The 17,959-nt window shown below is 60.7% G+C and carries 11 protein-coding genes and 2 pseudogenes; 2 read left to right on the plus strand and 11 right to left on the minus strand.

The window, feature by feature from the left end; genetic code table 11:
- Positions 1-116: 116 nt before the first annotated feature.
- The 7 genes and pseudogenes from C1722_RS06970 to C1722_RS07000 all read right to left on the minus strand — a co-directional run bounded on the left by C1722_RS06970 (position 117) and on the right by C1722_RS07000 (position 10,324).
- A complete protein-coding gene (locus tag C1722_RS06970; protein WP_102378597.1) occupies positions 117-851 on the minus strand; it encodes a response regulator transcription factor in 735 nt (244 codons plus the stop codon).
- Entirely contained in the window at positions 826-2,520 is a 1,695-nt protein-coding gene (locus C1722_RS06975; protein ID WP_244902475.1) for an ATP-binding protein, read from the minus strand. The genes C1722_RS06970 and C1722_RS06975 overlap by 26 nt, the downstream gene beginning before the upstream one ends.
- Positions 2,521-2,611: 91 nt before the next feature.
- Positions 2,612-3,322, minus strand: coding sequence for a TorD/DmsD family molecular chaperone (locus tag C1722_RS06980; RefSeq protein ID WP_102378599.1), 711 nt, complete (start codon positions 3,320-3,322; stop codon positions 2,612-2,614).
- A 241-nt stretch (positions 3,323-3,563) separates the two neighbouring features.
- Positions 3,564-4,016, minus strand: a pseudogene (locus C1722_RS17360) (4Fe-4S dicluster domain-containing protein); the annotation flags it as partial.
- 13 nt (positions 4,017-4,029) lie between these two features.
- Positions 4,030-6,657, minus strand: a complete 2,628-nt coding sequence (locus C1722_RS06990) for a DMSO/selenate family reductase complex A subunit (RefSeq protein WP_102378600.1) — start codon at positions 6,655-6,657, stop codon at positions 4,030-4,032.
- A 675-nt stretch (positions 6,658-7,332) separates the two neighbouring features.
- Positions 7,333-8,715, minus strand: coding sequence for a sodium-dependent transporter (locus C1722_RS06995; protein WP_102378601.1), 1,383 nt, complete (start codon positions 8,713-8,715; stop codon positions 7,333-7,335).
- A 202-nt stretch (positions 8,716-8,917) separates the two neighbouring features.
- On the minus strand, positions 8,918-10,324 hold the full coding sequence (locus C1722_RS07000; protein ID WP_102378602.1) for a DHA2 family efflux MFS transporter permease subunit: 1,407 nt from the start codon (positions 10,322-10,324) through the stop codon (positions 8,918-8,920).
- 152 nt (positions 10,325-10,476) lie between these two features.
- Here C1722_RS07000 and C1722_RS17830 point away from each other — a divergent pair, with 152 nt between their 5' ends.
- The gene (locus C1722_RS17830; protein ID WP_425319370.1) at positions 10,477-11,370 is read left to right on the plus strand and encodes a LysR family transcriptional regulator; all 894 of its coding nucleotides are present in this window, start codon (positions 10,477-10,479) and stop codon (positions 11,368-11,370) included.
- 54 nt (positions 11,371-11,424) lie between these two features.
- Here C1722_RS17830 and C1722_RS17835 read toward each other — a convergent pair.
- Positions 11,425-13,194, minus strand: a pseudogene (locus C1722_RS17835) (FAD-dependent oxidoreductase); the annotation flags it as partial.
- On the opposite strand from C1722_RS17835, the gene asnB reads away from it, so the two are divergent.
- On the plus strand, positions 13,085-15,022 hold the full coding sequence (gene asnB / locus C1722_RS07015) for an asparagine synthase (glutamine-hydrolyzing) (protein ID WP_102378604.1): 1,938 nt from the start codon (positions 13,085-13,087) through the stop codon (positions 15,020-15,022). The pseudogene C1722_RS17835 and the gene asnB overlap by 110 nt on opposite strands.
- Positions 15,023-15,053: 31 nt before the next feature.
- Here the strand turns inward: asnB and C1722_RS07020 are convergent, their stop codons facing one another.
- The 3 genes from C1722_RS07020 to C1722_RS07030 form a co-directional block, all read right to left on the minus strand.
- Positions 15,054-15,722 (minus strand): DnaA/Hda family protein, encoded by a 669-nt coding sequence (locus tag C1722_RS07020; RefSeq protein ID WP_180995071.1) that lies wholly within the window; start codon positions 15,720-15,722, stop codon positions 15,054-15,056.
- Positions 15,723-15,803: 81 nt separating this feature from the next.
- Positions 15,804-17,069, minus strand: coding sequence for a helix-turn-helix domain-containing protein (locus C1722_RS07025; RefSeq protein ID WP_180995072.1), 1,266 nt, complete (start codon positions 17,067-17,069; stop codon positions 15,804-15,806).
- Between the two features lie 258 nt (positions 17,070-17,327).
- Positions 17,328-17,882 carry a hypothetical protein gene (locus C1722_RS07030; RefSeq protein ID WP_102378607.1) on the minus strand — a complete coding sequence of 185 codons (555 nt, stop codon included), beginning with the start codon at positions 17,880-17,882 and terminating at the stop codon, positions 17,328-17,330.
- Between the last annotated feature and the right edge of the window lie 77 nt (positions 17,883-17,959).

A 17,959-nucleotide genomic window follows, 5' to 3' on the forward strand; every position in this document is an offset into this window, starting at 1 on the left:
ACGAGAAGAAGCCGCGGGTCGGACTCCGCAGCTTCGAAGACATCATACGATAGAATCGGCGGGCACGGCACGGTCGCGGGCCGACCGTAACGCCGCCGTAATCCAACGGCACGGGATCAGGATTCGGTTCCGCTTTCGAACAGCGCACGATCTGCGATCTTGTAGCCCACGCGCCACACGGTGATGAGGTAGCGGGGCTTGGAGGGATCCTCTTCGATCTTCTCCCTGATCTTACGGACGAACACGGTCACGCTGTTCGGGTCGGTGGCGTCCTTGTCGCCCCAGACGTGCTCCATGATCTGATCGCGTGTGAACACGCTGCCCGGATCGGATGCGAGCAGCTCTAAAAGCTCGAACTCGCGGGAGGAAAGCGAAACGGGCTTCCCCTCGAGGCGAACCTCGTAGCGGCCGAACATAAGCTCGAGATCGCCCACCTGATAGGATCGGTGCTTCTTGGGAGCGGGTGTGCGCTCCTCCTCGCCGGAAGACCCCTTGCGACGAAGATGCGCCCTCACCCTCAGCGACAGCTCTTCTGGCTGAAACGGTTTGACGAGATAATCGTCTGCACCCATCTTGAACCCGATGCTCTTATCGACGATATCGCCTTTTGCCGACAGGAACATGATCGGAATCTTTCGACCTTCGCCGCGTATGGTTTCGCAGATGTCGTATCCGTTCGTATCGGGCAGCATCACGTCGAGGATGAGAAAATCGGGGCGCTCGGCGCGCAGCATGGACAGACCCTCGGCTCCGTTGGCGGCGCAGCAGTACTCGTAGCCGTCGCGCTCGGCGATCTGCCCGATGAGAACCTGAAGGCTCTCATCGTCATCGATCAGCATTATCTTCGTCATCGTTCTCCTCTGTATGCAGCTCGGCCGGCAGCACGACGCTAAACGTGCTCCCCTCGCCCAGCACGCTCTCAACCGACACCGCGCCGCCGAGCATGTCCGTCAGATCCTTCACGAGCGAAAGCCCGAGGCCGCTGCCCCCATAGCGGCGCACCGTCGACATGTTCTCCTGCGCGAACCTCTCGAAAATGAGATCCTGTTTGTCTGCCGGTATACCGATGCCGTCATCGATCACTTCGACGACAACGGTGTTTTCGCCCTCGTTGTAGCGTACGCGCACCTCGACGGAACCGTTCTCTGGGGTGAATTTTATCGCATTGCTCACCAGATTGACGAGAATGCGCCTTACCTTTTCCCAATCCGAAACGATGAGCGGCACATCGGGCGCAACGCGCGTCGAAAGGGCGATGCTCTTCTTCACGGCGAGAGATTCGCTCGAAGCCTCCACCATGCCGACCACATCGTTGATGTCGACGAGCTCGAGGTTGAGCTTTTCCGACCCCGCCTGAATGCGCGCCGTTTCAAGTACGTTATCCACCATTTCGAGCAGAATGCGACCGTTCTTGTCGATCTCTTCGAGCTGCTTGCGCACAAGCGCGTTCTCGGACGAAACGTTATCGGCCATCAGATCGGTGAACGCGAGGATCGAGGTGAGCGGCGTGCGCAGCTCGTGGCTCACGATGGCGAGGAAATCGGATTTGTACTGGTTCTCGCGCTTGAGCTTGTCGTTGACTTCTTCCACGTGGGCGCGCTGGCGCTCGAGCTCCTCATTCGCCTCGGAAAGCTGCATCGTGCGCTCGTCGACCTCGGATTCGAGGTTCGCGTACAAAGACGAGAGGCTCGTCGCCATGGCATCGAAGCGACCGAACAGCTCGTCGATCTCGCGCGTCGAGTACACCGGGTTCACGTCTTCGGGCACCTCGGGCGGCTCGCTCGGCGAACCGTCCGACATCTTGGCAAAGGAACGTTGCAGGCTCTCGAGCGGATTCGTTACCAAACGCGTGAGCACGACGTAGATGATAGCGGCCATGGCGAGCATGATTCCGAGAAAGAACAGCACGTTGTTCACCACGGCGGCGCGCATGCTCTCGAAGGGCATCTCGGTGGGGATGACGACGCTCACCGCCCCGGCCAAATCGCCGGTCTCCCACCCCTCTTTCGCATAGCCCGTGGGATCGATCTCGCCTTTCGGTTTGCCGTGGCATTCGATGCAGTGCTCGGTCACCTTCATGGCCGAAACGTAGCGAAACACCGTTTCGCCGTCTTCGGTTTCGTCGAACCCGTAGTACTCCTCGGTTCCCGATCCGTCGGCGAATTCGCCGAGCGCAGCCCTTTCGTACTCATCGGGCGCATTGTGGCGGTTGCGCGGCTCGGTGTTGGTGAAGCGGATCTTGTAGTCGTTGTCCTTCGAGAAGAACGCCGCCACTGACTTTCCCGCAATCGCGCAATGGAGCCCCTTGTACTCGTATTCCCCGTCGAGCGTGTAGTTGATCGTGTCCTGGTTGATGGAGATGAAATCCCACACGGCATCCATCTCTTTGACGAGCACCTTGCTCTCTTCGAGCAGCATGGATTCGGTCGCTTCCTTCTGCGATTCGTACGTCCATACGATATCGACGGCGAGCAGGACGAGCAACACCACCGACAGCATGCCGATGATCTTGGTTTTCATGCTGATATTGGTTTTCCGCCCAGCCACCATGCACCGCCTCGTCCGCGCTGCTAAGAAAGCGCATCCCTCGAATCCTGTGCCATTATACGGCTTACCTTGCAAGCAGGTAGGCAGCTTCGTCTATCTCGTCGGCAGCCCGCGCATCGAGTGCATCTGCGAGAGAGGCCACCGTCGCCTCGGCGATGCCGGCAACATGGCGGTAGAACGGCTCCTTCGCCCGTGCCTTCACGTTCTTTAGGTACACTCGTGCGAATACGAGCACGTGATCGGAGAGAAACGTACGCGCATCGGCGAAAGCCCGCTTGGCGGCATCGTCTTCCGAAACGCCCTGCGCATCGGCGGCCGCACCGAGCAGATGGGCGAGGAATGCGAACTCGTATCCCAGATGATCGTCGGGCGTGCTTCCGAATTCGGGGACCTGCACCTCCCAAGCGCGGTACGCTTCGCGCACCTCGAGCGTCGTGGGGCCGAACATCGTGCGATCGTCGGTGCGGTAGACCGACTCGAACGGCGAGGTGTGGCTTGCGCCGACCATGTAGAACAGGTAGGTGTAATCCCGCTTCACAGCCGTCTCGAAATCCTCGCGCCCCTGCTTGTCGGCCGAAGCCAGCAGGTCGTGCAAACCCGTTGCCGCCTCGAGGGCAACCGCGGAAAACGGCTCTTCGAGCAGAAGCTCGCGCTGATCGATCAGCCGGCCGAGCAATTCGCCGGAAGGGCTTTCGGTAAGCATCGTCGAGCAGAAGTCGCAGAGCACACGGTACGCCTGCGCCGCATCGCCCGTCATTGCAGATTCGGTGGCCATAGGGATTCCTCTCGATAGACCGGACTGTCCAGATGATACCCCACAAGACGCCGATTGCGAAGCAGGCGAAACCCTGCCCGCCGTCGCGCCGTCGGAGCACCGCACCCGCCGGGCATGGTGCCGCAGCAGGCAAAACGGCGNGCAGCCCGATCACGACGTTCGCCGCCGTGCTGTCTTCAAGCGTGCCGATCTCGGAGTTATCGCCGTACTTCTCGCGAAGCTCCTCGATCTTGCCGAACTCGAGGGCGCGCACCGGGCACGCCTTCGCGCAGACCGGGTCGGGTACGCCCTCGGCGTTCTCGTCGCTGCAGAGCACGCACTTGTGCGAAAGCCCGTCGGCCAGCTGGACCGGGTGATTGTACGGGCAGGTCTTCTCGCACGTCATGCAGCCGATGCAGACGTCCTTGTCGTTGTTGACGATGCCCGTCTCCGGGTCTTTCTGCATGGCACCGGTCGGGCAGTTCGAAACGCACGCCGGATTATCGCAGTGGTTGCAGGTGAGCGAGGCGTAGTAGGTGAACGCCGTCGAGGTGTAGGCCCCGTCGTCGCCCTTCTCCCACTCGCCGCCGCCGAATTCCCATACCTTGCGGAACTTCTGCGGCACCTCGAGATCATTGCGATCGAAGCACGCGGTCATGCACGCCTTGCAGCCGGTGCAGATATCGGTGTTGACATAGAATCCGTGCTGTTCCATCGTTTACGCCCCCTTACGCCTTCTCGATCTTGCACAGATTGGAGTGGACTCCGTTGCCCTTCGAGATGGGCGTGGGCCTCATCGAGGTGAGCACCGAGATGCAGCCGCCCTTGTCGAGTACGTCCTTGCTTCCGAGGGTCTCGGGATCGCGCGTCTCGGGATCGTACCAGGCACCCTGCGGGATGGATACGACGCCCGGCATGATGCGCGGCGTAACCTTGGCCGAAAGCTGCGTACGGCCGCGCTCGGTGGTCACGACGACGTCGTCGCCGTTCTTCACGCCCAAGTCGGCCGCATCCTGCTCGTTGATCCAGCACTGCTGGGGAGCAACCGATTTAAGCCACTCCACGTTGCCGTAGGAGGAGTGCGTGCGGGTCTTGGTGTGATGGCCGATGAGCTGGAAGGGATAGGTCGCCTTCGTCTCCTCGTCGCCGAAGCCCTCGACGTTGCTGTAGTAGATGGGAAGGCCGGTGATCTGGTCGCGTCCGTCGTCGGGGACGTAGCCGCCGCACGTGAGGTCCCACTGCTGGGAGAGGTTGTAGGCCTGCTTCGAGAACACCTCGTACTTGCCGGAGGGCGTAGCGATCTTCTCGGGTTTGGCGATGGCCGGCGTGTGGTCGTCGGTCTTCTTGAACAGCCCCTGCTCGCGGAATTCCTCGAACGTCGCCGGCAGATCCTCGCCCGCTTCGACGCCCTGCTCGTAGCACCACTTCACCCAATCGAGCTGGCTCTTGCCCTCGGTGAAATCGTCCTTGATACCGAGCCTGTCGGCGATGAGCGTGCAGATCTCGTAGACCGGCTTCGCCTCAAACAAAGGATCGATGGCGGCGGTTTCGCAGCACACGAATCCCGTCCATGCGGATCCGCCCGTGATGATGTCGTCTTCCTCGAACGCGGTCGTACCCGGCAGGATGATGTCGGAGACTAGAGCCGTGGGCGTGAGGTAGCAGTCCACCGTTACGATCATGCGCACGCCCGAATCTTTCTCGTCGGGGAGGTTGTAGATGCGCAGGCACTCGTTGATGTCGGCATGCTGGCCCATCATGACGTTCGAAGCGTAGTTCCAGATGAACTTGATGGGAGCCTTGAGCGTGATCTCGCCCGGCGTCTCGGCATAGGAGGTGGTGCCGGTCTCGTCGATGTGGCGCACGCCCCACGTGGCGTCGTTCATGGATTGGTAGTCCTCTATGGCCTGGTACCAATCGAAGAAGGAGACGCACACGTCGACGCCGTTCTTCTCGGGAAAGGTCGGGATCGCAGTGGCCACTTTGTAGGGAACGCCGCCCGTACCCTCTCGGGCGCCCGTGCCGCCGCCCGAGATGCCGACGTTGCCCGTCAGCGTGGCGATCATGGCGATGGCGCGCGCGTTGTTGCCGCCGTTGCTGTGACGCTGCGGGCCCCAGCCCTGGATCGTAGCGGTCGGACCGTCGACGAACAGGTCGGCGAGTTCGCGGATGGTGTCGGCCGACACGCCCGTGATGGCCGCCGCCCATTCGGGGGTCTTCTCGCCCGAGCCGGCATAGGCGCCGGTGCCCATGAGGTAGGCCTCGTAGGACAAATCTTCGGTGATCTCGAGGGCGCCGTCCTTATCGAAGCCCATGAAGGTGGTATCCTTCGGCTCGGCTTGCTTCACGTCTTCGATGAACGTATCGCTGTAGAAGCCGACGAACTTGTCGCGGATGAACGCTTCGTCGAGCTTGCCGTTCGTATGCAGATAGTGGATCATGCCCGCAACGAGCGCCATGTCGGTGCCGGGATGGATGGGAACCCACTGGTTGGCAACGCCGACGGCGGTATCGGACAGATGCGGGTCGACGACCACGATCTTGGCCTCGGGATTCTGCAGGCGCACCTGGGTGATGAGGTACTGCATGGCCGAACCGCTCATGCGGGTGTTGGCGGGGTTGTTGCCGAACAGGATGATGTTCTTGGAGTTCACGAGGTCGGTCACTTCGTTGTTGGAGTACGCATCGCCGTTGAACAGCGGAAGCTCCCAGTTGATCTGACCGGTCGAATAATCGCAGTAGTGACGCAGGTAGCCGCCCCACAGGTTCATGAGGCGAGCGAACGCCGTCGAGTCGGGATGCCATGATTTGGCGACCGATCCGCCGAGCTGGCCCGTGCCGTACTGGATGTAGAAGGCATCGTTGCCGTACTCGTCCTTGATCTCCTTCATGGTGTCGGCGATCGTCTGAATCGCCTCTTCCCACGAGATCTCGTCGTACACGCCTTCGCCGCGCTTGGTGCCCTCGGCGCGCTTGAGCGGCTTCTGGACACGCGTATCGTTGTAGATGCGCTGACGGTTGGTGCGACCGCGCACGCACGAGCGCATCTGGTAGATGCCGCCCGGCTCGAAGTCGTCGGTACCGTCGTTGTCGTTGCCGACGCGCACGACCGTACCGTCTTTCACGTACATCTTGAGCGGGCAGCGGCTGCCGCAGTTCACATGGCAACCGGACCATGTGACGGTATCGTACTCGAACGTGGTAGCCGGTTCCTCCGTACTCGCCTTCTCGTCTTCGACATGAGGCGCGCACCCGCTGAGTGCTACACCTGCTCCGAGCAAACCGGACCACGCGAGAAACGAGCGGCGGCTGATTCCGGGCGACCGTAACGTCGACCCAGCGGCTTCCTGAACCATACTTCCCCCTTTCGGAGTTCCCGATGGGAACTTCTCTCCTCTATAGGTTTCTAGCCACTGACTAGTCTAAATACCCCGCCGCGGAACCTCTATGCCGCTTCCCTGCATTTTTCCTTATCGAAATGTTATAGAAATATTACCGTTGACAAGTAATGCACTCCCGATAAACGACGCTCGCGCTTTCAACCAGACTGCTGCACTCGAAAATCAGGAAACGCGGGACCCCGGGATCTCGGATCCCCAGGGCCTCGGACCACCGAAACCTCGGGGCCTCGGAGCACTGGAACCCCAGATCACCCGAAACCCCGGATTCAGAAACATCTGGAAACTCGGGGCCTTGGGAACACGGAAACCCCCCTTTCTGCATGTTTTTCTTCGTTGTGCTGCATTGCGAAGACGCCCAGAAGCAGCGGTCTCTTTCACCGCCTGCATAAGGCCTGATCACAGACTTGAGCCGCCCATTGCTAGAGCCGATATCGCCCCTGAAATCGCAATGCCGTCCATCGGAGGCGCAAAAACGCAACACAACGAAGAAAAACACGTAGAAACATAGCGTTTCAGCTCCTTGCGGAGTTTCGGCCCCTTGCGAAAAAGCGGGTGCCGACCGATGCCGGCACCCGCTTTCGAGTACGTTTCCATCCGCAGCCGCCGACCTTCGGGCAGCCAGCGTCAATACTACATGCTGAACAGGCCGAACTGCTGCGCAACGTACGCGACGAGGATCACGGTGACGAGCACGGGCGCAACGTACTTGATCATAACGGTCCATGCCTTCTCGAACCTGAAGGGGCTCGACTGCTTCACCTCGTCGACGATGACCTTCGGCTTGATGATCCAACCGACGAACACGCAGGTGAGCAACGCGGCAATCGGCATCATGACCGAGTTGGAAATGAAGTCGAAGAAGTCGAGCATCGAGGAGCCGGGGCCGAGCGGCTCGATGAACGAGAGGCCGTTGTAGCCGGCGTTGATGAACACGCCCGCCGCCACGATGACGATCATGACCGTCACGAGCGAACGCTTGCGCGACCAGCCCGCCCCGTCGGCGATGATGGACACGCACGTTTCGGTGAGCGAGATGGCGCTCGTGAGCGCCGCGAACAGCACAAGCAGGAAGAAGAGGAAGCCCACGATCGAGGCCGCTCCCCCCATGTCGTTGAACACGCTCGGCAGCGTGATGAACATGAGCGAGGGGCCTGCCTGCGAAGCAACCGCATCGCCCGAACCCATGGCGACGAACGCCGCGGGCACGATCATGAGGCCGGCCAGAAACGAAACGCCGAGATCGAAGCCGCCGATGCGCGTCACGCTCTGGGTCAGGCTGTCCTTCTTGCTGAGGTAGGAACCGTACGTGATCATGATGCCCATGGCCAACGACAGGCTGTAGAACATCTGCCCCAACGCCCCGATGACCAGCTCGGGCGAAAACTTGCTGAAGTCGGGCGTCAGATAGTACGCCACGCCGTCGAGCGCCCCGGGCATGGTAATCGTATAGATCGCTATCGCAACGGCCATGACGATGAGCGCGGGCATCATGAAGAGGTTCGCCTTCTCGATACCGCCCTTGACGCCGAGGGCCACGATGATGAACACGATGGCCATGAAGATGAGCATCCATAGGTAGCTCTCGGTGTTGCTCGTGATGAAGCCCGTAAAGAACCCGCCGCCGTCGGCAAGCGCTTCAGGACCGATGGTCAGATACGACGCGGTGTACTTGGTCACCCAGCCGCCGATGATGCAGTAGTACGGCACGATGATGAACGGAATCGCCGAGGTCAGGATTCCGATGAACGCGTACTTCTTGCCGAACGCCTTGAACGCGCCGATGGCCGACTGGCCGGTCTTGCGGCCGAGCGCCGTCTCGAGCAGCAGAAGCGATACGCCGAAGGTGAACACGAGCACCAAGTAGGTGAACAGAAACGTTCCACCGCCGTATTTTGCTGCAAGATACGGGAAACGCCACATGTTCCCCAAGCCGACGGCCGATGCGGCCGCAGCGAGGATGAACGCCCACTTGCCCGACCACGCGGAACGGGCGGGCTTATCCGAAGTTGTCATAACTCCTCCTGTGTCAGCGGCGAACACGCGCCGCAACCGGTACAAACCCCTGGGTATCGCATAGTTGCCGTAGGAAAGCGCCTTGGGCTAAACCATGCGGAACCCATCGCAGACGATCACCGCATCGAAAACGATGCGAAGACCTGCGAAATAAACTCGATAATTATAGTATAGAAATGCCTTGGGAGCGGAACAATCCTTTTCAGGCAGACGGCATCGGCTTGCGGGTCTGGCGTTTTCCCCTCACGAACAGAAGCACGCAGATGAACGCAACGGCGGCGAAAAGCGCCTGGATCGCGAACGATACGCTGAATCCGACCATGCTCACGTCGATGCTGCCCGCATCGACGGAGACGGACGTGACCACGGCCATCATGACCGACGAGCCAAGCGAGCCGCATATCTGGCGAAACGAATTCACGATAGCGGCGCCTTGGGGCACGTCTGCCCCCTCGAGATCGGTCATGCAGTAGGCGGTCATCGGCATGAGCACGAACGCGATGCCCACCATGCGCACCATGTACATCCCCGCGATCCACAGCGGGCTGATGTCCGATGAGAAGAAGACGAACGAGCCCGTGCCCACAACGAGGAGGAAAAAGCCGATCGTACCGTTGAGCTTTCCGCCGTAGCGATCGTACAGACGGCCCGTCACCGGATTGAGCAGCGGCATGCACAGCGCGCCCGCAAGCAGGATCAGGCCCGATTCCGTCGGCGTGTAGCCATGGATCTCCTGTATGCACAGCGGCACCTGCAGAGCCGAGGACATCATCACGATCTGTGCGATAACCAAAAGTACGACCCCCGTCGCAAAGGTTCGGTTGCGAAAGAGGGCAAGCTTAAGATACGGACGGTCGACGCGCAGCTGCCGAACCGCGAAAACCGCGACGAGCACGACCCCGACAAGCGTGGGTCCGAACGCCCGAGCGTCGAAGAAGCCGAACTGCTCGAGACCGGTCACCCCCACCATGAACACGACGAGTCCGAACGTGTAGAGCAGCATCGAGGGCACATCGAGAACGGTGCGCTCGTGCTTGCCCACATCGCGAACCGCAAACAAAGAACCCGCCAAAGAGAGCAACGCGCCGCATCCGAGGATCGCGAAGATCGTGCGCCATCCGAGCATGTCGGTGATCACGCCCGAAAGCGTCGGCCCCACGACGGGCGCGAATCCGAACACGAGCCCGACGAGGCCGAGCGCATGGCCGTGGCGCTCCTTGGGATACAGCTCGAGCGCGATCACCTGCATGAGCGGCATCAGCACGCCCGTACCGCACGCCTGCATGAGCCGCGATGCGAGGAGCGCGCCGTAGCCGGTCGACAGGTAGGCCACCGCGCATCCCGCGCAGAACAGCGCCAGAGCGCCGAGGAAGAGCCGGCGCACGTTGCAGCGCGTGATAAGGTACGCCGAGAAAGCGGCCACGATGCCGAGCACGTAGATGTAGGACGTGGTGAGCAGCTGGCCGAGCGTCGCATTGATGCCGAATTCGTGCATGATCGTGGGAAGGGCGCTCGTCAGCATGCTTTGGCTTACCGATGCGAAAAACGTCCCCGTGAGCATGATCCCCAAGACGACCTTGGGATCCAACTGTTTTCTCAGAAGTGGCATGCCACGATCATACGCTTATCGGCACCGCCCCGTCAAAGCGATCCCAGCGAGCGGTGGCAGGGGCTTGCGAGAACCGGCGGCAACGAGCGCCGCCCGCCTGAGCGAAAAGCGATATACTGGCAAGAAAACGGCTGCGTTCGATATGGGGAATGATGGACGGCAGGACTCTCGAGTATTTCGCCCGCGCATACGAGGAGCATAACTTCGCCCAGGCGGCGAAGCTCATACCGATTTCTCCCCAGGGCCTCGCCAAAGCCATCAGATCGCTCGAAAAGGAGCTCGAGGCTCCCCTGTTCGACAACTCGACAGGCGCCCAGATCCCAACCGAGTACGGCGTGCGCCTCTATCGCTACGCGCTCGAACACCGCCAATCGATACGCGAGCTGCATGCGGATTTCGATACGATCCGGCGCTCCCGCTCCGGAGTGATCCGCATCGGGGCCTGCATCGGCGTGATGGGCGTGGTCCCCTTCTCCGTTTTCGACGATTTCCAGGCCGCTTACCCCAACGTGCGAGTCGAGCGCGAGGACATCCCCGACTACCTGTGCGACGAGCGGCTTCGCGACGGGTACTACGACATGGCGTTCACGCTCTGGCCTTACGCGGACGAGTTCGAAACCACCGAGCTGTACCGAGACAGCCACTTTATCTGGATGGCCTCGACCGACCCGCTTGCGCAGAAGGACGCTGTCGCGATCGAGGACCTCGAGGGAAAGGCCCTCCACTCGGTCGGGCCCGAATACAAGGGGCACAACGAGCTGCAGAGGCTGCTCGAAAGCAAGGGCGTCCGGCTCGGGAAGAGCACCGTTTCGGGCGAGATGGACTGGCTGCACCATATGGCGGGGACGGGCGAAGGCCTCTCCCTCACCGTGCGGCACAAGGCAGAGCTGTTCGGCGACGATCGCTCGATAACCGCCCGCCCCATGCCGGAGCTGCCCTGGCGGTTCGGCCTCTCCTACAAAAAAGGGCGCGCGCTGTCGGCGCACGAGAGGGCGTTCGCTTCGTTCTGCATCCGCCTCATGGACCAGGGCGCGATGCCGCGCTGACCGGCCGCACACGAACCCGAGGGCGCGATGCCGCNCGACGGCGTACACGCTGCCCGAAGCGTTACCGACGGCGTACAGGCCTTCGATGGGCTGGTTCTCTCCGTCGAGGCATTGGAGGTTCCTGTCGACCTTCACGCCCCCGACGATCGTGAGCAGGCAGGCTCCGACCTTCGTCGAGTAGAAGGGCGGCTCGGCTACCTGGTAGAGGAATTGGGCGTCCTTGTTGAAATCGGTGTCTTCGCCCGCAGCGCACAGCTCGTTGTAGCGCTCGACGCTCGCCTTCAGCACGTCTGCGGGAGCGCCGATCTGCTCGGCGAGCTCCTCGATCGAATCCGCCTGGAAGGCGGTGCCCATCTCGAGGCATTCCTGCAAAGAGTTCTCGTAGTACGAAATCGTGTCCTCGTAGCTCGATGTGCCGAGGTAGCGGAAGCTGTCCCAGAACATCCCGCCCCCATGGGGAAGGCTGTCGAGCAGGTCTCTCTGCCAGTTCGAATCGAATATCGTGTAGGCTATTCCGTCGTCGGTGTTCTGCATGATCTGAAGCGATTTCGGCTGGACCCACGTGCCTTCGTTGAAGAACCGGCTCCCGCCCTGGTTGACGAACATGAACGGACCCTGGAGCTGATTGGAGGACTTGTCGCAGTAGCGCTGCGGATGCAGCATGGGCGGAAACGGGGCGTCCTGCATCGCGGCGCCAGCCCAAAGAGCCATCTTGTGGCCATCGCCCGTGTTCACGCCGACGGGGGTGTAGATGGCTTGGGCCTTTTTCGCGACGGGGCAGTAGTAGTCGACCATCTCCTCGTCTCCGGCGATGTCGCCCGTCGCAAGGACGACGCCCTTCGATGCGACGACCTTCTTGTACCCGTCGGACGTATCGAGAATCGCGCCGATCACCCGGTCACCCTCTTTCACGAGCTGTACGGCCGGAGATTCGAACAAGAACTCGACCCCCTCGTCTTGCACGAGGTGATAGAGCAACTCGACGGTGAAGAACGCGTTCTGATCGAAATCGGCAACGCCCGCAGCCCCAGCGTCGACGGAGAGCATATGGTAGCCCGGCTCGTCGGGCAGAAGCGGATTGCGCGAATAGCCGTCCCAGAGATCGACCTTGACGTTGTAGGGCTCGGCCTTTTCGAGCAGCCAGTCCATCGCCTTGCCCGACTCCTCGAAGAAGAGGCTGACGAGCGATTCGTTCGCGCGGTTTCCGCATGTCTGCATCCAGCGGAACGCCGCCGACGCCTTATCGGTCACTTCCGCGCCCTGCTCGACCGCGTACGACGAGTTGATGACGCCGGTTCCCGCCCCGCGGCCGTTCGCTTGTGCGGTCTTCTCGGCAACGACTACCTGCAATCCGTTTTCGGCGGCCGACAAGGCAGAGGCAAGACCCGAATAGCCGGCGCCGATCACGAGCACCTCGGTTTCGACGGTCTCTGCGATATCGCCATCCGCTATCGCCGTCGGCGCCGTCATGAACGAAGGCTGGCCCGTCGGTGCCTGCGCGCCGTTTCCCGCGGCGCCGCCGGCTCCTTCCGCCGAAGCCCCGGCAGGCGAGCAGCCGATCAAACCGCTCAACGCCGCAGCCGCACCGGCAACCGCCGCACCGGAGAGAAATCCGCGCCTCGAAAGGCTCTTCCCTTGTCCGTTTGATTCTTCCATGGTTCCTCCTTTATCGATCAGTGCGTCCTNGGGCAATCGATTGCGAGGAACGACTACTATGTGCGGTATCTGCGGCTTCACCGGCGCTGGCGAAAACGATGCTTCCATCCTCAAATCCATGTGCGACATCATGGCCCATCGCGGCCCCGACGGCGAAGGCCAGTACATCGACACGGGAATCGCCCTCGGGCACCGGCGCCTCTCGCTCATCGACCTCGAAGGCGGCAACCAGCCCATGGTGCGCGCAAGCAGCAAGAAGGATGCCGCCGTCACCTCGCCGGTAACCGAACCCGCAAACGCCTACACCCGCGGCCAGTTCGCCATCGTGTTCAACGGCGAGATCTACAACTACCAAGATCTCCAAGCCGAGCTCAAGGCGCAGGGTTGGGAGTTTAAGACGAATTCCGATACCGAGGTGCTGCTCGTTTCCTACCTGGCCTGGGGCAAGGGCCTGCTCGAGAAGGTGCGCGGCATGTTCGCGTTCGCCATCTGGGACGCGAACAAGCAGGAGCTGTTCTGCGCGCGCGATTTCTTCGGCATCAAGCCGTTCTACTACACCGTTGCGGGCGGCTCGTTCATCTTCGCTTCCGAGATCAAGTGCATCCTCGAGCACCCCGCCTACGAACGAGAACTCAACGAGGAGGCGCTCGAACAGTACTTGTGCTTCCAGTTCTCAGCGCTTCCCGAAACGTTTTTCAAAGGCATCTTCAAGCTCGCCCCCGCGCACTGCCTGACGGTGCGAGCCGACGGCTCGATCGAAGATGAGCGCTACTGGATTCCAACCTACGACTTCGACGAAAGCCGCAGCCGCGAGGATACGGTCGAGGCCATCGACGAGGCCATGCACGATTCAGTGCGCTACCATAACGTCGCCGACGTGGAGGTGGGATCGTTCCTTTCCTCGGGCATCGATTCGAGTTACATGGCCGCCTGCCTTGCCGAAGAGAACCCCGCAATCAAAACGTTCACCGTGGGATTCGCCGAATACGAAGGTGCTAAAGACGAGATCGCGTGGGCGCGCGAACTGGCCGAACAGCTCGATATCGAGAACAACTCCAAAACCATCACCGAAGCCGAGTTCTGGGACGTGCTCGAGCGTGTGCAGTGGCACATGGACGAACCCTCCGCCGACCCGAGCGCCGTCGCGCTCTACTTCGTCGATCAGGAGGCCGCCAAGAAGGTGAAGGCGGTGCTTTCGGGCGAAGGCGCCGACGAGTTCTTCGGCGGCTACCGTATCTACCAGGTGCCGTTCTCCAACGAGAAGCTCTCCTGGTGCCCGAAGCCGCTGCTCAAGGGAGCGTCGCGAATCGCACGCACACTCGGCGTCCGCGGCGCGAACTACCTCGAGCGCGCATCGGAGACGGCCGAGGACTGGTACTACACGAACGCGAACGGCGTGGCGTTCTCGCCCGCCGAGCGCGCCGAGATCCTCAAGCGCCCGGTTGCGGGTCCCTCGCCCCAAGAGCTCACCGCGCCGATCTACGCCGAAGTCGCCGCACTCGACGAGACGACGCGCATGCAGTACGTCGATCTGTACTTCTGGCTCGTAGGCGACATTCTCTTGAAAACCGACAAGATGTCGATGGCCCACTCGCTCGAGAGCCGCGTGCCGTTTTTGGACAGGCACGTCTGGAACGTGTCCCGCACGATTCCGACGCCGCTCAAAGCCGATGCCGAGCAGACCAAGATAACGCTGCGCGAAGCGGCCATGCGCACCATCCCTGCGGAATGGGCTCAGAAGGAGAAGCTCGGCTTCCCCGTCCCCGTGAAGTCGTGGCTCAAGCAGGACCGCTACTACGAGCAGGTGAAAGCCTGGTTCACAGGCGAGGAGGCCGCGCGGTTCTTCGAGGTCGACAAGCTCATGCGGCTGCTCGACGACCATCGGGCAGGCCTTGCCGACAACACGCGCAAGATCTGGATCGTCTACATGTTCCTCATGTGGTACAGGATCTTCTTTGTCGATCAGACCGTGCCCGAGAAGCCTGCGGTTTCGTAAGGACCCGAAGCATCGCGCCTACCGCCGCTCCCTAAAGCGAAAGCAACAGGCGGACGTCGTCGCCCCCCAACGTGTCGGAACCGCTTCTGCCGGTCCCGACCATGAGGTACTGAACGGCGTTTTCGACATCGGCGACGCGCTTCGACCCTCCCGCGATGGCACGAACGGCATCCTCGGAAAGAGAGGGGCTCTCATCGGTGCGGTAACGGCTCTCGTAGACTCGCACCGCGTCCGACATCCCGTCGATCCCGAGTGGCGCGAGCTCGCTTTCTGCGAATCTCGACAAAGGCTCGGCAAGCTCGCCGAGATCGAAACCCGAAAGGGGCAAGCGCGAGGCGATCACGGTCGAAAGCCCGAGCCGATCACGCTCCGCAAGCAGCAGCCGCATGAGCTCGGGTGCCGCATCGTGCTCGAAGAGCCTCTCGAACGCATCGACGAACAAAACCGGCACGGCCCCGATGCGGTCGAAGAAAGCGTCGTCCGCGCCCAAATCGAGACGCAGCATGAAATCCGTCGTTGCGCAGTACATGCCCGCATTGCCCGTCTTCTCCTGTGCAGCGTGAAGCAGGTGCGTTTTACCCGACTTCGGTACGCCGTACAGAAAAACGTCTTGTCGGGTTCTTCCGTCGATCAGAGCCGCAATGGCGTCGAATCCCTCGCGGTTCTCTTCTGACACTATGAAGCTATCATAGGTATACATAGCAGAAACGCCTTCTTTCCCGCAGGCTAACGCCTTGCGCACCGTGCCGGAACAATCGATCAACCGCATACGGTAACCGGTTCAGGCTGATTGCTCCTGAATGAGGTCGAGCAGCTCCTGCTGCGTATGAACACCGACCTTCTTGTAGATCGTATATATATGCGACTTCGCGGTCGAACGCGAAATGAAGAGCTCCTTGCTGATGGTTTCCGCATTGCGGCCGTACGACAGGTACTTCAGTACCTCAACCTGCCTCGGCGACAGATCCGCCGATGCGGCTACCGCGTTGACCTTGCGTATCCATCGATTCTTTTCGGCACCCTCCAAAAGCGCCTGGCTAACCTGATGCTCTTTGCTCTCCTCTTCGTAAATGAAGTTCTCGTAGTTCGCGATCACTTTGAAATAGTACACGAGCGTACACAGCGCCATAACGTAGAGGACCGTCAGGGCGAAGGCAAGCCGAACCTCGAACGAGCTGCCCGGATCGAATGCCACATACGCCGCCACCACTCCAACGATGATGCCGAACATCTCAAGAAAATGACGCCGGCCGAACAGGTATATCTCCAGGTAAGGTTTGCTGAACCGCTCGCGTACATCAATCCCCTGCTGAAATCGCCCGATCAGAAACGCCGCCGCCCCGATGGCGGCAAGGGCGTATCCCTGCGAAAACACAGCCGCAATCAGCAACGGAGCCATAACCGCAATGACGACGATGAGAACGGCTGCCTTGTTGAACTCGAGCAGGTATTTCGAACCAGCGATCAAGAGGAATGCCGCAACGAACATGGCTGCGCCGAGAAACAGAAGGTGTTCGCCTCCGGAAATGCCCGCAGCGAACATGAGCCCTATGCCTATTCCCTGCAGAACCGATTCCCAGATGTTCCACATGGGGTTGTGAATGAACAGATCGATATGGCTCTTCGATTCCTCTTTTGTTGCAAACCGCACCTGCTCGGGAGGTTCGAACGACTGGTGAGCGGCCAGCGATACAATGGACAGAAACGGCAGTATCCAGAATACAATCCGCATCGTTGCCGCATCGACGAAGGCCAAAACGACGAAAGCAACCGAAGCGACAAGCCCGCGAGCGCCGACGAGACGAAGAGCCTTCAGCGTCGCCGCATACGGCTGCCACGCCAAATGTATCCCCCACATCGTCGCAGAGAGCAATACAAGCTGCAGGATGACCGCACCGGGAACGGCCATTTGCAGAAAAAGCCCGGCAATAAGGCAAAGCCACGCGATGGCGAGGGCGACCGAGATGCCTTTCTTCGACGAAAGCCTATCGGTTGCAAACATAGTGAGGCCGTAGGGTGCCAAAACGAGAACAACTACAGCCGCCATCAAGGAAACCCGATTGTCCAAATAGCCGTAGAAGGGCGATGTCGGAAAAAAAAGCAGAGCCGCTTGCCACACCTTGAAGCAGCACCATCCGGTAAACCCAAACAGACCGGACCCTTTCTCTGAGCCGCCTTCCTCCTTATCGTCTCGTTTCTCCCCTATAGACGCATATGCGCCTATCGCCTTTGCGAACCGCGTCGATCCATCCCCCATGAGCACCCCCGATGCCGAACGATATCCCTATGCTACGGCAGATCTTCGTCAATAAGAATACCAGTACGTCGACCCCGATCGAGAATAAAACCCGCTTCTGTCGCTCACGGTAAGATACCTGAGCTTCTCGTTCGAGCCGAACGACGAAACAAGCGGGATGTAAAACGTGTACGTCTTGCCCGCTTCGAGCTCCGAATTCCTCGGATCCATCTGGGTTCCCTGCTCGTCAGAGCACCATATCCCGAACTCGACCTCGCCATAACCCTCGGTCAGCAGGTTGATCGCCGTCGTGCAGGTCGCATACTCCGCCGGCTTCCCGTCCGGCGTGGACAGTATCTCGTAATCAACCTTGACGCAATCCGTCGGCGATCCGTTCATGGTCGTATGGACGATTTCTCGGGGCGTGATCCGGAGCCGGTAGGGACCCCGTTCGTAAAACACCAGGAAGTTGAACGCCACGTCCACTTCGACGCTCTCGCCGAGCTCTTTCGCGTTGCTCGTGTCTTCGTCCTGCGAATACACCGAAGCGCACCCGGACAACGCCATGAGCACGGCAAGACCCACCGTCAGAATCACCATCGCAATGCCGTACCTTCGCTTCATCTGTCCCCCAATCGATCGTAAGCCCGCATTCGCACCGTGCCGGAGAAGCGGTGCGAGGTTGCCGTTTCCGGTCCCGC

Source organism: Raoultibacter timonensis, from assembly GCF_900240215.1.
Classification (GTDB): Bacteria; Actinomycetota; Coriobacteriia; order Coriobacteriales; family Eggerthellaceae; genus Raoultibacter; species Raoultibacter timonensis.